Origin of the sequence: Streptomyces sp. NPDC088387 (assembly GCF_044753385.1) — a bacterium.
In the GTDB taxonomy this organism is placed as follows: Bacteria; Actinomycetota; Actinomycetes; order Streptomycetales; family Streptomycetaceae; genus Streptomyces.
Map to the genome: position 1 here is coordinate 797,049 of NZ_JBIVNC010000002.1, position 13,899 is coordinate 810,947.

At 72.8% G+C, this 13,899-nt stretch carries 10 protein-coding genes; 1 reads left to right on the forward strand and 9 read right to left on the reverse strand.

Features of this window, described 5'->3' with window-relative positions; all coding sequences use genetic code 11:
* Window positions 1–73 precede the first annotated feature (73 nt).
* The 9 genes from ACIQAC_RS08005 to ACIQAC_RS08045 all read right to left on the reverse strand — a co-directional run bounded on the left by ACIQAC_RS08005 (window position 74) and on the right by ACIQAC_RS08045 (window position 12,562).
* The gene (locus tag ACIQAC_RS08005) at window positions 74–1,009 is read right to left on the reverse strand and encodes an LD-carboxypeptidase (RefSeq protein ID WP_402188109.1); all 936 of its coding nucleotides are present in this window, start codon (window positions 1,007–1,009) and stop codon (window positions 74–76) included.
* Entirely contained in the window at window positions 1,006–2,970 is a 1,965-nt protein-coding gene (locus ACIQAC_RS08010) for a prolyl oligopeptidase family serine peptidase (protein WP_402188111.1), read from the reverse strand. Before ACIQAC_RS08010 ends, ACIQAC_RS08005 begins: the two co-directional genes overlap by 4 nt.
* 3 nt (window positions 2,971–2,973) lie before the next feature.
* Complete coding sequence (locus tag ACIQAC_RS08015) at window positions 2,974–4,278, reverse strand: M20/M25/M40 family metallo-hydrolase (protein WP_402188113.1); 1,305 nt, start codon at window positions 4,276–4,278, stop codon at window positions 2,974–2,976.
* Entirely contained in the window at window positions 4,271–5,104 is an 834-nt protein-coding gene (locus ACIQAC_RS08020) for a M55 family metallopeptidase (protein ID WP_402188115.1), read from the reverse strand. The genes ACIQAC_RS08015 and ACIQAC_RS08020 overlap by 8 nt, the downstream gene beginning before the upstream one ends.
* A gap of 64 nt (window positions 5,105–5,168) precedes the next feature.
* On the reverse strand, window positions 5,169–5,903 hold the full coding sequence (locus ACIQAC_RS08025) for a class E sortase (RefSeq protein ID WP_402188117.1): 735 nt from the start codon (window positions 5,901–5,903) through the stop codon (window positions 5,169–5,171).
* Between the two features lie 77 nt (window positions 5,904–5,980).
* A complete protein-coding gene (locus tag ACIQAC_RS08030; RefSeq protein ID WP_402188119.1) occupies window positions 5,981–6,703 on the reverse strand; it encodes a class I SAM-dependent methyltransferase in 723 nt (240 codons plus the stop codon).
* Window positions 6,704–6,851: 148 nt separating this feature from the next.
* Window positions 6,852–9,362 carry a SpoIIE family protein phosphatase gene (locus ACIQAC_RS08035; RefSeq protein ID WP_402188121.1) on the reverse strand — a complete coding sequence of 837 codons (2,511 nt, stop codon included), beginning with the start codon at window positions 9,360–9,362 and terminating at the stop codon, window positions 6,852–6,854.
* A gap of 154 nt (window positions 9,363–9,516) precedes the next feature.
* The gene (locus ACIQAC_RS08040) at window positions 9,517–11,940 is read right to left on the reverse strand and encodes an MFS transporter (protein WP_402188123.1); all 2,424 of its coding nucleotides are present in this window, start codon (window positions 11,938–11,940) and stop codon (window positions 9,517–9,519) included.
* Between the two features lie 178 nt (window positions 11,941–12,118).
* Window positions 12,119–12,562, reverse strand: a complete 444-nt coding sequence (locus ACIQAC_RS08045; protein WP_402188124.1) for an SRPBCC family protein — start codon at window positions 12,560–12,562, stop codon at window positions 12,119–12,121.
* Window positions 12,563–12,754: 192 nt separating this feature from the next.
* Between ACIQAC_RS08045 and ACIQAC_RS08050 the strand changes: the two genes are divergently transcribed.
* Complete coding sequence (locus tag ACIQAC_RS08050; protein ID WP_402188126.1) at window positions 12,755–13,846, forward strand: Rv2578c family radical SAM protein; 1,092 nt, start codon at window positions 12,755–12,757, stop codon at window positions 13,844–13,846.
* The last annotated feature ends 53 nt before the right edge of the window (window positions 13,847–13,899 follow it).

Here is a 13,899-nt window from a genome sequence, read left to right on the forward strand (position 1 = left end):
CTCCCACCCACGGCGTCTGCCCGTACCCACGCCGACCTCCCGCGGCGCACGGTGAGCCGCCCGGGGCGGGGGGTCAGCGCAGTGCCGGCTCCTCCAGGGTCAGCGTCCCCGCTTCCGCGTCCAGTTCCGCGCGTACGCCGAACGGAATCGTCAGCGCCCCGTCCCCGTGGCCGAAGCCGAAGTTCTCCGCGACGGGCACACCCAGGGCGCCGAGGCGGTCGGCGAGCAGGGGCCGCAGCCGCTCGTAGGGGCCGCACTTCTCCCAGGAGCCGAGGAGTACTCCGCCCACCCCGTCCAGCCAGCCCGCGCGGAGCAGTTGGGTGAGGCAGCGGTCGAGGCGGTACACCGGCTCCCCCACGTCCTCCAGGCAGAGCAGGCCGCCCGCGGCGGACGGGCGGGCGTGGGCGGTGCCGAGTTCGGTGGCGAGCAGGGAGAGACAGCCGCCGAGCAGGACTCCGCGGGCACGGCCCGGTACCAGGGCGGTGCCGCCGGAGGTGATCGTGCGGACCGTCTCCGGGGCGAACAGGGTGGCCTTGAGATGGTCCTGCGCGCGGGCGTTCTTGATGAGGTCGACGCCGGCGGCCACGGGGCCGTGCAGGGTGACGAGGCCGAGGCGGGTGGCGAAGGCCTCGTGCAGGGCGGTGATGTCGCTGAAGCCGAGGAACACCTTCGGCCCGGCCGCGCGCATCGCCGTCCAGTCGAGGAGCTCGACCATTCGCTGGACGCCGTAGCCGCCCCGCGCGCAGAACACCGCGTCCACGGCCGGGTCGCACCAGGCCCGCTCGAAGTCCGCGGCGCGGTCGGCGTCGGTTCCGGCGAGGTAGTCGAACTCGCCGTGCCGGTCGAGGACATGAGGAGCCACGACCGGGTCGAGGTCCCAGCCGCGCAGCACGTCGAGGCCGGCCTGGAGGCGTTCCTCCAGCACCGGTCCGCTGGGGGCGACGACGGCGACCCGGGCGCCGGGGGCGAGCCGGGGCGGCCGGGTCAGCTCCCCGGGGAGGGATTTCACTTGGACAGCTCCAGCCGGCTGAGGTTCGGCGGGTTGAGGCCGAACACCTGGGCGTACAGGGAGAGTTCGGCTTCCAGGGCGCGGGTCATGGTGTCGGCGCGCCGGAAGCCGTGGCCCTCGCCCTCGAAGGCGAGGTAGGCGTGCGGGACCTGCCGGCCGGCCATCCGGGCGAGGAAGCGTTCGCACTGCGCGGGCGGGCAGATCACGTCGTCCAGGCCCTGGAGCAGCAGGAAGGGCGCGGTGATGTGCTCGGCGTGCTCGATCGGAGAGCGCTCGGCGTAGCGGGCGGGCACCTCGGCGAAGGGTCCGACGAGGCTCTCCAGGTACTGCGACTCGAAGTCGTGGGTGCCGCCGTCGTTCCAGCCGTCCAGGTCGAGCACCGGATAGATGATCGTGCCGCAGGCGTAGACGTCGGTGGTGGCGAGGGAGGCGGCCGAGGTCCAGCCGCCGGCGCTGCCGCCGCGGATCGCGAGCCGGGCCGGGTCGGCGGTGCCCTCCTCGGCGAGGGCGAGCGCGACGGCCGCGCAGTCCTCGACGTCGACGACGCCCCACTGCTCGCGCAGCCGGTCCCGGTACGCACGGCCGTAGCCGGTCGAGCCGCCGTAGTTGACCTCGGCGACACCGATGCCGCGCGAGGTGAAGTAGGCGATCTCCAGGTCGAGGACGAGCGGGCTGCGGCTGGTGGGTCCGCCGTGCGCCCACACCACGTAGGGCGGCAGCTCGCCGTCGGGCGCGGCGCACTCCGGGTGGTGGGGCGGGTACAGGTGGGCGTGGATCTCGCGTCCGCCGGGGCCGGTGAAGGCCCGGATCCGCGGATCCGGGTAGTAGGCGGGGTCGACGGCGTCCTGGTGCGTGACTCCGATCACCCGGCAGCGGCCGGTACGGGTGTCGAGTTCGACGACCTCGTGGGCGCTGCGCGGGCTAGCGCCGACGGCGACGACCCGCGCGCCGTGCACGGCGAGGGTGGGGCCGAACTCGGTCCAGGGGCCGGCCGCGTCGACGACCTCGCCGGTCTCCGGATCGAGTATGCCGAGGGCGGTGCCGCCGCGGCCGTGCACCACGGCGATCAGTCCGCCGTCCAGGGGCGCGAACCAGCGGTGGCCGATCCGCCACAGCGCCCCGCCGAACTCCTCCTCGCGCGGGCACAGAGGTGCGCCGTCGCGGTACAGGTTCCACCAGCCGGTGCGGTCGCTGGCGTACAGCAGCGAGCCGTCGGGGGCGAACTCGGCCTGCGCGACGGACTCGCCGGGCCCGCCGGCGACCGTGCGGGCGCCGGTGAGCGTGCCGTCGCCGGTCACGTCCGCGAGCAGCAGTTCGGTGCCGTCCCACGGCATCCGCGGATGGTCCCAGCCGAGCCAGACCGCGCGCCGCCCGTCGGGCGAGAGCCGGGGCCCGGTGACGAACCGGTGCCGCTCGGGCGCGAGTTCGCGTACGGCGGACCGGTCCTCGGCGGCCGAGCCGTCCAGCGGTACGGCGGCCAGGACCCGGCGGACGTCGGTGGGCGCCTCGCCGGTGAACTCCTCGAGCACGCACCACACTTCACCGCGGTCGGCGAGGATCTGCGGGTCGGCCCAGCGCAGCCCGCCGCCGACCGCGGACAGCGGGGTCAGCGGGCGCGGCTCGGCGCCCGGTTCACAGACGTAGAGCCGCTGGTCGGGGAAGTGCACGAACACCACAACGGGCCGGCCGTCGACGACGGCCCCCGCCCAGGGCTGTCCGCCGTACTCGATGACCCGGCTGCGGACGTTCCAGGGGGCCGGGAGCACCGGCTCCTCGGTGCCGTCGGCGTGCCGTCGCACCAGGGTGCGGCGGCCGCCCTCGGTGGGCCGCGGTTCGGTCCACCAGGCCTCGTCGCCGACGAACCCGACGTACTCGGGGCGTCCGTCGTGGGCGGCGGCGAGCGCCGCGTCCACCGGGGAGGGCCAGGATCCGTAGGCCAGTGTCCGCACGTCGTCCCCCATCGTCTAAGCCTGTCGCAGGAATCGGTCGAGCACCCGGACGCCGAAGTGCAGCGCCTCCACGGGGACGCGTTCGTCGACGCCGTGGAACATGGCCTGGTAGTCGTAGGTGTCCGGCAGCCGCAGCGGGGAGAAGCCGTAGCCGGTGATGCCGAGCCGGGCGAACTGCTTGGCGTCGGTGCCGCCCGACATGCAGAACGGCACCACGTCCGCCTCGGGCGCGAACTCCTCGACGGCGGCCCGCATCAGCCGGAACGTGGGCGACTCGACGGGCGCCTGGAGGGCGATCTCGCGGTGGCTGAACTCCCAGTCCACGTCGGGCCCGGTCAGCTCGTCGAGCGTGGCGCGGAACTCGTCCTCGCCGCCCGGCAGGAACCGCCCGTCGACATACGCGACGGCGTCGCCGGGGATGACGTTGACCTTGTAACCGGCGTTCAGCATGGTCGGGTTGGCGCTGTTGCGGACGGTCGCCTCGACGAGCCTGGCGGCCGGGCCGATCTTGGTCAGCAGGGCGTCGACGTCGTCGAAGTCGGGGGTGATGCCGTAGAGGGCGGCGAGTTCGGTGAGGGAGGCGCGCACGGTCGGGGTGAGCCGGAGCGGCCACTCGTGGGCGCCGATCCGCGCGACGGCGGCCGACAGCCGGGTCACCGCGTTCTCCCGGTTCACCTTGGAGCCGTGCCCGGCGCGGCCCCGCGCGGTGAGCTTCAGCCAGCCCGTGCCGCGTTCCCCGGCCGCGATCGGGTAGATCTGCCGTCCGGCGCCATCGTGGAAGGTGTACGCGCCGGACTCACCGACACCCTCGGTGCAGCCCTCGAACAGCCCGGCGTGCCGGTCGGCGAGAAAGCCCGCGCCGTCCTCGGCGCTGGCCTCCTCGTCGGCGGTGAACGCGATCACGATGTCCCGGCGGGGCCGTACGCCCTCGCGGGCCCAGGCGCGCACGACCGAGAGGATCATCGCGTCCATGTTCTTCATGTCGACCGCGCCCCGGCCCCACACGACGCCGTCGCGGATCTCGCCGGAGAACGGGTGCACGGTCCAGTCGGCGGCCTGTGCGGGCACCACGTCCAGGTGGCCGTGGACGAGCAGCGCGGCGGCGGTGGGGTCGGTGCCCTCGATCCGGGCGACGACGTTGCCGCGTCCCCGGGTGCGTTCCAGGACGACCGGCTCCAGGCCGGCGCCGGCGAGCTGCTCGGCCGCGTACTCGGCGGCGGGCCGCTCCTGGCAGTCGCCGCCGCCGCGGTTGGTGGTGTCGATGCGGATGAGGTCCGAGGTGAACCGGACGACCTCGTCCAGTGCCTGCTGGTCAGCCATACTGCTCCTCCACGGCGGCCGAGACGAGCGTGGTGACCGCCTTGAACGTCCGGATCGCCTCGTACATGGTTCCGTTCGTGTACGCCACTTTGCGCTCACCGGTCCGCTCGACGCCGGGCACGACGGTGGCGGCCAGGGCCAGGTGCTCGGCGTCGAACTCCAGGGCCACGGTGTGCGGTCCGGCGTGCACCGGCTCGTGCCGTACAGCCAGGGAGGCGGCCTCCTTGGCGGCGGCGCGGATGTCGGCGGCGGTCCTGGCCGGGGTGCGGCACACGGCCGCATACCGCGACACATGGTCCTTGACCGCGACCTTCAGCGCCCCGGGCGCGTACCCGAGCGCGTCCTCGCAGGCCACGTCGTCCCCGGTGACGAGGACGACCGGCACCCCGTACTCGGCGACGACGTGCGCGTTGAGCAGGCCCTCGCTGGCGCGGACGTCGTCCAGCCACACTCCGGTGATGGAGTTGGCGAGGTAGGTGTGGGCGAGGACGCCCTCGCTGCCGGCGCCCGCGTGGTAGCCGACGAACGCGATGCCGTCGACGTCGCCGTGCTGCACACCCTCGACCATCGACAGCGACTTGTGCCGGCCGGTGAGCATCTGCGCCCGCTCGTCGAGCTGTTCGAGGAGCAGGTTGCGCATGGTCCAGTGGGCTTCGTTGATGAGGACCTCGTCGGCGCCGCCGTCGAGGAAGCCGAGCACGGCGGCGTTGACGTCCGAGGTGAACATCGACCGGCACCGCTCCCACTGCGGTGTCCCCGGCAGCACGTCCGCCGGCCAGGTGACGCCGGTCGCGCCCTCCATGTCGGCGCTGATGAGGATCTTCATGGGGCGTCACGTTACGCCGTGGGGTGAGGGGCGGCCAGGACGCGGGTCCCGGTTTGCCGGAGTCTCAGACGCGCTCGGCGGAGACCAGGGTGCCGATCTTGTCTATGCGGTGTTCGGGGTTGCCGCGGTCGTCGCGCCAGAAGTTCCCGGCCGCGTTGTCCTCGGGCGTCGCACAGGTGGAGAGGGTGATCATCGCCTTCGTGGGGGTCGCGCCCGGATCGCCGGGGACGGCGGCGCGCTGCTCCGCGAGCGACTGCTCCGAGCGGAACGACGTCTCGCGGGTGGCGGTGATCCGGTACGTGTAGCGGACGTCGCCCAGGACGACGGTGACGGTGTCGCCGTTGGTGAGGTCGGGCAGGTCGCGCAGGGGGCCGCCGGCGCTGAGCCGGTGGGCGGTGACGAGATAGTTGCCGGTCTCGCCGGGGCCGACGCCGCCCTGGTCGCCGTAGGGGCTGGCGCCGTCGCCCTCGTTCTGGATGCGGGTGCCGGGCCAGTCGTCGGTGGTGCCCTCGTACGGGACTATCGCGAGGTCCCGCAGGCCTATGTCCGGGATGCTCAGCGCGGCGGGCTCGGTACGGGGGTCGACGTCCGGGGTGGGGGTGGCCGGGGCCTCGGAGGTGGACGCGGGCGCCGAGGGTGTGGCGGCGGGCGGCGCCTCCGCCTGCGCGGTCGCCGAACGGCTCGCGGTGGGCCCGGACAACGACGTCTCGGCACCGGGTGTGCTCGCACCCGTACAGCCGGTGACGAGGAGGAGCGTCCCCGCGGCGAGCGCTGTGCTCACGCCTCGCCAACCGGACATACAGTCGAGCATAAGCGCTTCCGCCCGCCGGGGAAGGGCCCAGCGCGCCCCGCGTACGGAACCGCCCGCCGCGCGGCTCACGCGCGGCCCACCACCAGCCACTTCGACGGCAGCTCGATCCGGGCGCCGTCGGGCGCGTACTCCGTGGTCGTCAGCGGCAGTTCCCCGCCGGCCAGGACCTCGAGGCCGGCCGCGCCCAGGTAGACGGGGACCGCCGCGTCGGCGACCTCGCCGGGTGCGATGCCGTGCCGGAAGACCGGGGCGAGTTTGGCGGGCGGGCCGGTGGGGCTCTGGGCCAGGCCCCTGAGGAGGGCGCCGGCGGCCTCGGCGAGTTCCACAACCAGAGCCCGGCCGCGGGCGCCGACCAGCGTCGCGATGCCGTCGACCAGCGCCTGCCGGTCGTCCGGCTCGCACTGGTGCAGCACCCCGCGCATGTAGACGTTGGCGTCGCCGAGCTCCGTGTGCAGCGCCTCCGCCTCGGTCCGCTCCGCCGCGTCCAGCAGCCGGTACGCCGCCTGCCCCGCCGGGTCGGCGTGCCGCGCGTGCTCCAGCGCCGCCTCCGAGAGATCGACGCCGAGGACACGCGGGAAGCGGTCGGCGAGGAAGCGGGTCTGGGTGCCGTTGCCACAGCCGAGATCGATCAGCGGCAGGCCCGGGTCGACGACGTAGGGCTCGAAGAGCGCGAGATGCACCCCGGAGGTCAGCACCGGCTCGGCGTCCCAGAAGACGGCCCCGGGTTCCCCCGTCGCCTCCCGCCAGAACCCCTCCCAGGCCTCCCGGTACTGAATCGTCACGCTCATGCCCAACTCCCCAGGGTGTGCCGCCAGATCACGGTGAGTGACGGTCGAGTACGGTCCTGTCGTGCGCCGCGGACCGCTGCGAGAAGCGCGCTCATTCCTTCACGCCTCGTCCGAAGAACGTACGTGGGTGCCCGTGAGTTGCGCTCAATCAGCTTCTGGGCAGGGTGAGTTCGAACCACACGGTCTTGCCCGCGGCGGTGCGGCTCGCACCCCACTCGCGCGCCAGGGTGCTCACCACGCGCAGGCCGCGCCCCTGTTCGTCGGCGGGTCCGGCGCTGCGCAGTGTGGGCAGTTCGTGATCGTCGTCGTCGACCTCGCACAGCAGCGTCTCGCCGCGCACCAGGCGCAGGGTGACGGCGGCCCGGTGGGAGTGGCGTACGGCGTTGGTGACCAGCTCGCCGACCAGCAGCTCGGCGATGTCCTCCAGCCGGTCCGCGAGGCCCCACTCGTGCAGCTGCTCGCGGACGGCCGCCCGCGCGCGGCCGACCTCGGCCGGGTCGGGCGCGAGGCGCCACTCGGCGACGTGGTCGGGCGCGATGCCGTTGAGGCGGGCCATCAGCAGGGCCACGTCGTCCTTGCGGCTGCCGCGGCCCGCTTCCGAGAACGTCACGGCCAGGGCGCGGATGATGGTGTCGCAGGCGGCGTCCATGGACGCCGCCGGGTGGGCGGCGGACTCGCAGAGGGTGGCGAGGCCGACGCCGATGTCCTCGCCGCGCATCTCGACCAGTCCGTCGGTGCACATCACCAGCCGGTCGCCGGGCGCCACCCGTACCCGTACGGACTCGAAGGGCACTCCGCCGACGCCGATCGGTGCCCCGGTGGGCAGGTCGAGCAGATCGGTGCGGCCGTCCTCGGCGCGCACCAGCACCGGCGGGATGTGGCCCGCGTTGGCGAGGTGCAGTTCGCCCGCGATCGGGTCGTACACGGCGTAGAGACAGGTCGCGAGGTAGCCGTCGCCGAGGCGCTGGGCGAGGTCGTCCAGGTTGCGCAGCAGCTGGGCGGGCGGCAGGTCGAGCGCGGCCATGGTCTGCACGGCCGTACGCAACTGGCCCATCATCGCGGCCGAGTTGAGGCCGTGGCCCATGACGTCGCCGACGACGAACGCGGTGCGCGCGCCGGGCAGTTTCACCGAGTCGAACCAGTCGCCGCCGACGCGGCCGAGCAGGGTGCCCGGGAGGTAGCGGGTGGCGATGTCACAGCCCGCCATCCGCGGCGGGATGTGCGGCAGCATGCTGTCCTGGAGGGTCTCGGCGACGCTCTCCTGGTAGGTGTACATGCGCGCGTTGTCGAGGACGAGGCCGGCGCGGGCGGCGAGTTCGGCGCCGGTGACGCGGTCCATGTCGTTGAACTCGGCGCGCTCGGGGTGCCGCAGCAGGATCATGAAGCCGAGCACCACATGGCGTGCCTTGAGCGGTACGACCAGCATGGAGCGTCCGGTGATCAGCGGCCGGATGTCGCGTTTCTCGAACTGCGAGGCGATGGCGTGGCCCATCTGCTCGCTGATCCGGGGCACCAGGACGGGCTCGCCGGTCGTCATGCACTGGAAGAACGGGGTGTGGGCCGGGAACGGCATCGCCTCACCGACGGGGACGACGTCGTCCCAGCGGCCGGGTTCGTCGGTGTGCTCCAGGGCGACCCGGTGCCACATGGTGGTGGTGTCGGGCACACCGTCCGCGAACCCCTCGCCGGCGACGACCTGTTCCCGCAGATAGGTGCCGGCGACGTCGGTGAAGCGGGGCACGACGGCCCGGCTGACCTCGACGATGGTCCGGGCGAGGTCGAGGGAGGTGCCGATGCGTCCGCTGACCTCGTTGAGGAACTCCAGGTGTTCGCGTACGGCCGCGTACTCCAGGTCCTCCTGCTCGTCGGCGAGTCCGCTCGGCACGGGCAGGCCCTCGGCGCGTGCCCGGTCGGCCTGTTCACGGCGGGCGCGGCGCTCGGCGCGCCGGGGCACACCCCAGTCGGGGGTGACCGGCACCCGGTCGTTCTGGCTGAACTCCAGGACGGGGTAGCCCAGTTCGAGGACCTGGGAGACGATCCGGGCGCCTTCGCCGACGCTCATGCTGGGCAGGATCTCGGGGAGTCCCCGGGCGAGCCGGTCGGCGCCGGGGAAGTCGGTGTGCAGCGCGAAGACGGGCGCGATGCGCTCCACGTCACGGGCGGCGGCGGGTGTGTCGCGGCGCAGCCCGGCGGCGTCCGCGGCGAGCACGAGCAGCCGCTCGCGGCCGGGACCCACCAGCGGGTAGGCCCACCACAGCACGTCGACCCGGCGTGAACCGCCGGTCATGGGCGCGGTGTTGCCGCCCTGCTCGGGCACGGTCTGCCCGCCCGGCTCGGGCACGGTGAGGCGGGCGCGGCCCGCGGCCGGGTAGGAGAGCCGGCCGCCGAGGGAGGACTCCAGGTCGGGGCCGAGCCCGTCGTACGCGGTGAAGGGCCCGTCGGCGGCGAGGTCCTCGTCGTCGGGGAGGGCGCCGGAGACGGGGAGCAGATCGCCGACGGGGCGGCCGATCGCGGTCTCCTTGGTGGCGCCGAAGAGACGGCGTGCGCCGCTGCTCCAGTGGGAGACGAGGCCGTCGCGGTCGACCACCACCACGGCCAGCGGGACGCGTCCGGCGGCGAGTTGCCCGGACACCGCGTCCCGGTCGGTGCCATGGTCCATGGCCCAGGCCCTCTCTCCCCCACGCCTCCACAAGATCTGTTCCCGCCACCACGGTACGGCGGCGGCCGCTCACGATGTGTGGCAATACGTGAATTGGTGGCGCCGGTGAGCTCCGGCGCACCCGCCCGCGCATCCGGGCCGCGGCAGCGGTCGGTCAGTCCTCGTGGCCGAGCTGGAGGTCGCGCTCCGTGCGGCCGCCGCCGGCCACCTGGAGGACCGTGGCGACCGGCGGGTAGCCGGCGGCGATGACGGTGTACTCGCCGGAGGACAGGTCGACGAACCGGAACGTTCCGTCGGGTCCGGTGGTGAGGGTGTCGACGACGTTGCCCGCGGCGTCGAGCAGGGTGACGCGGGCGTCCTCGACGGGCCGTCCGCCGCTCGCCCGGACCGTGCCGCGCAGCACGGCGCCGCCGGCGAGCTCGATGTCCTGCCGGGTCTCGCGGGAGGCCTGGACGCTGACGGGGAGCGCGGCCGGGCGGAACGCGGGCGCGCTGGCGGCGAGGGTGTACTCGCCGGCCACCAGCTCGCTGATGACATAGCCGCCCTCGCGGCCGCTGCGGGTGCTGGAGACGACCTCGCCGTGCACGTTGGTGAGGGTGACGGCGGCGTCCCGGACGGGGGTGCCGTCGGCGGTGAGCACGGATCCGGCGAGCCGGCCGGCGCCGCCGAGGACGACGTCGAGTTCGACGGGGCGTTCACCGACGGTCACCGAGACGGCCTGCGGCTGGTGGCCGCCGGCGGCGGCGATCAGGACGTAGGAGCCGGTGCCGGGGGTGGCGAGCGCGTACCGTCCGTCCTCGCCGCTGGCGCCCCGGCCGATCTGCTGTCCGGCGACGTCGATGAGGGTGAGGGCCGCGCGCGGGACGACGGTGCCGTCGGGGTGCTGCACGGTGCCGCAGACGGGGATGCCGGCGGCGTAGGACGCGCGGGACGTGGCGCCGCCGGGCGACGGCTGGTGGCGGGCGTGCGGCACCTGGACGCTCACGTGGAGGGCATCCGTCTCGGGCGCGGGAACGTTCTGGGACACCAGCGGTTTCTCCTTGAGGAAGAAGGCGAGCAGCAGGCCGAGGACGAGCACCGGCACGAGGTAGAGGAAGATCCTCGGCATGGCGTCGGCGTAGGCGTGGATGTAGGCGTCGCGCAGGGCGGGCGGCAGTGCGTGCACGGCCTGCGGGGTGATCGACTCGGCGTCGGGCAGTGCCGTGCCCGGCTGCGCGGGGAGCCGGTCGGCGAGGGCGTCGGTGAGCCGGTCCGCGAAGAGCGTGCCGAAGACGGCGGCGCCGACGCTGCCGCCGATCTGCCGGAAGTAGTTGTTGGCGCTGGTGGCGGTGCCGAGGTCGGCGGGGCGCACGGAGTTCTGCACCGCGAGGATGAGGACCGGCATCACCATGCCGATGCCGGCGCCGAGGACGGCCATCCAGATGCTGTACTGCAACCGGGACGTGCCGATCTCCAGCCGGGACAGCAGGTACATGCCGACGACGGAGAGCGCGCCGCCGAGGATCGGGTGGATCCGGTACCGGCCGGAGTGGCTGATGAGCTGGCCGGAGATGATCGAGGCGCCGACGATGCCGCCCATCATCGGCAGCATCAGCAGTCCGGACTCGGTGGCGGAGGCGCCGTCGACCATCTGGAGATACGTCGGCAGGTAGCTGGCCGCGCCGAACAGGGCGACGCCCACCACCAGGCCCACCAGGCCGGTGATGTTGAAGACGGAGTCCCGGAACAGCCGCAGCGGGATGAGGGGTTCGGCGGCGAAGTGCTCGGCGACCAGGAAGAGCAGCGCGGAGACCACCGCGCCGGCCGCGAGGGCGAGGATGGTCCGCGAGCCCCACGCGTACTCGGTGCCGCCCCAACTGGTCAGCAGCACCAGGCAGGTGGAGGCGGCGGCGAGCAGTACGGTGCCGAGGATGTCGAAGCGGGGTTTCGCGGTCGGTTTGGGGAGCTTGAGGACGACGGCGACCACGGCCATGGTGAGCAGGCCGAAGGGGACGTTGATGTAGAAGCACCAGCGCCAGGAGAGATGGTCGGTGAAGTAGCCGCCGAGCAGCGGTCCGGCGACCGAGGCGAGTCCGAAGGCGGCGCCGATCAGGCCCATGAACTTGCCGCGTTCGCGCGCGGGCACGATGTCCGCGATGATCGCCTGGACGCCGATCATCAGCCCGCCCGCGCCGACGCCCTGCACCGCGCGGAAGGCGATCAGCTGGTCCATGGTCTGGGCGCGGCCCGCGAGCGCGGAGCCGACGACGAAGATGACGATGGCGAACTGGAAGACGCTCTTGCGGCCGAGGAGGTCGCCGAGCTTGCCGTAGACCGGCAGTCCGATCGTGGAGGTCAGCAGGTAGGCGGTGATCGCCCAGGACATCTTGTCCAGGCCGTGCAGTTCACCGACGATCTTCGGCAGCGCGGTGGCCACGATCATCTGCTCCAGCGCAGCGAGCAGCAGCGCGAGCATCAGCCCGAAGAAGACCAACCGCACCCGGCGCGGGCTGAGTTCACCCGCGACCGGCTTGGCCGGGGCGGGGGGTGCCGGGGGTGCCACCGCCGGTTCGTCCTGCACCAGAGTGATCCCGCCCACGTAACGCTCCCCTCGTCGCGCCTGCCACACAATTCCCGCGTAAAAGCGACAACTACTGGCAAGCGCGACGAGTTACGGCGTACCGCTGCATCAGGAGCGGATCCACTCGAACCGGTGAGAGAACACCGGCGCCGGGCGTGGCGCGGCCTCAACGGCCGCCCGGCAGTGGGCTCTTGGTCTACTTCTCGACCTCGGTGGCGAGCCGGGCGAGGACCGCGTCGTGGATCCGGGCGAGGCCCTTGGGGGCGAAGGTCTTCTCAAAGAAGCCGCCGATGCCGCCCGCGCCGGTCCAGGTGGTGGTCACGACCACCCGGGAGTTGCCCTCGCCGGCCGGGGTGACCCGCCAGACGGTGACCATGGAGGAGTTGCGGTCCTTCTCGACCAGTTCGCCGTCGGTGGGTTCGGTGACCTCCAGGAGGCAGTCGCGTACGCGCTTGCTGGTGGCCTGGAGCTTCCAGTGGACGAGGGTGCCCTCGCCGTCACCGCCCTCGCGCACCTCGTACTCGCTGTACTGCTCGGGGAGCAGCTTCGCACGCGTGCCGCTGTAGTCGGCGAGGGTGTCGAACACCGTCTCCGGGTCCGCGGCGACTACTCGCTCCGTGGTGGCCTCAACCTGCGCCATCGGCTTCCTCCAGGACGTGAGTGCTCGGGGATTTGGACCAGCCAACCACCCCGGTCGCCGGGCGCCCAAATCGGGGTCCGGTCGTGGTCGGGGAAGTGATCGATCGGGTGTCACGACGCGCCCGGAAATGACAGTCGCACGATCATGGGAACATGTGTTCTATTCTGTGGTCAGTGCTACCGAGGAGGCGTCATGCGCTGGGAGAACCTCACAGCGGACTCACGCGACCACAGCCGGGCGGCCGACGCCGCGCTGTTCGGCGCGGACGCGGTGACCACCCGAACCTTCGACACGCCCGAATTCCGGGGGATCACCTTCCACGAGGTGCGGGCCCGCTCGATCATCAACCGGGTGCCGGGGGCCTCCCGGATGCCTTTCGAATGGACGATCAACCCCTATCGGGGCTGCTCGCACGCCTGCGTGTACTGCTTCGCCCGCAAGTCGCACAGCTATCTCGATCTCGACACCGGCATCGACTTCGACTCGCAGATCGTGGTGAAGGTGAACGCGCCGGAGCTGCTGCGCCGCCAGCTCGGCTCGCGCCGCTGGCAGGGCGAGCACATCGCCATGGGCACCAACGTGGACTGCTACCAGCGCGCGGAGGGCCGCTACCGGCTGATGCCGGGCATCCTGACCGCCCTGCGCGACCACGCCAACCCCTTCTCGATCCTGACGAAGGGCACGCTGATCCTGCGTGACCTGGACGTGCTGACCGAGGCGGCCCGGGTGACCGACGTCGGGATATCGGTCTCGGTGGGCTTCACCGACACCGAGCTGTGGCGCACGGTCGAGCCGGGCACCCCGGCCCCGGAGCGGCGCCTGGACGTCGTACGGGCCTTCGCCGAGCGCGGTATCGGGTGCGGGGTGCTGATGGCTCCCGTACTCCCGTTCCTGAGCGACCAGCCGGCCCAACTGCGGGCCACGGTACGGGCGATAGCCGCCTCCGGCGCCACGTCCGTGATGCCGCTGGTGCTGCATCTGCGCCCCGGCGCGCGCGAGTGGTACATGGCGTGGCTGGCCCACCACCACCCGCATCTGGTCCGCCGCTACGAGCGGCTGTACGCGGACGGCGCCTACGCGCCGAAGTGGTACCAGCGCCGGATCACCCGTCAGGTCCACGACCTGGCGCAGGAGTACGGCATCGGTCCCGCGCACGGGGGTATGCCGCGCCGCCCGCGCGACTCCGGCTCGGCGGCACCCGGAACGGCGTCGGCGACACCGTCCGCAACGCCGTCCGCAACGCCCTCCGCGACGCCGGAACCGACCCAACTTTCGCTTATTTGAGAGCATTCGAGCGCAACATTCGACCCAATTGGGTCAAGTATCGACCGAAGAAG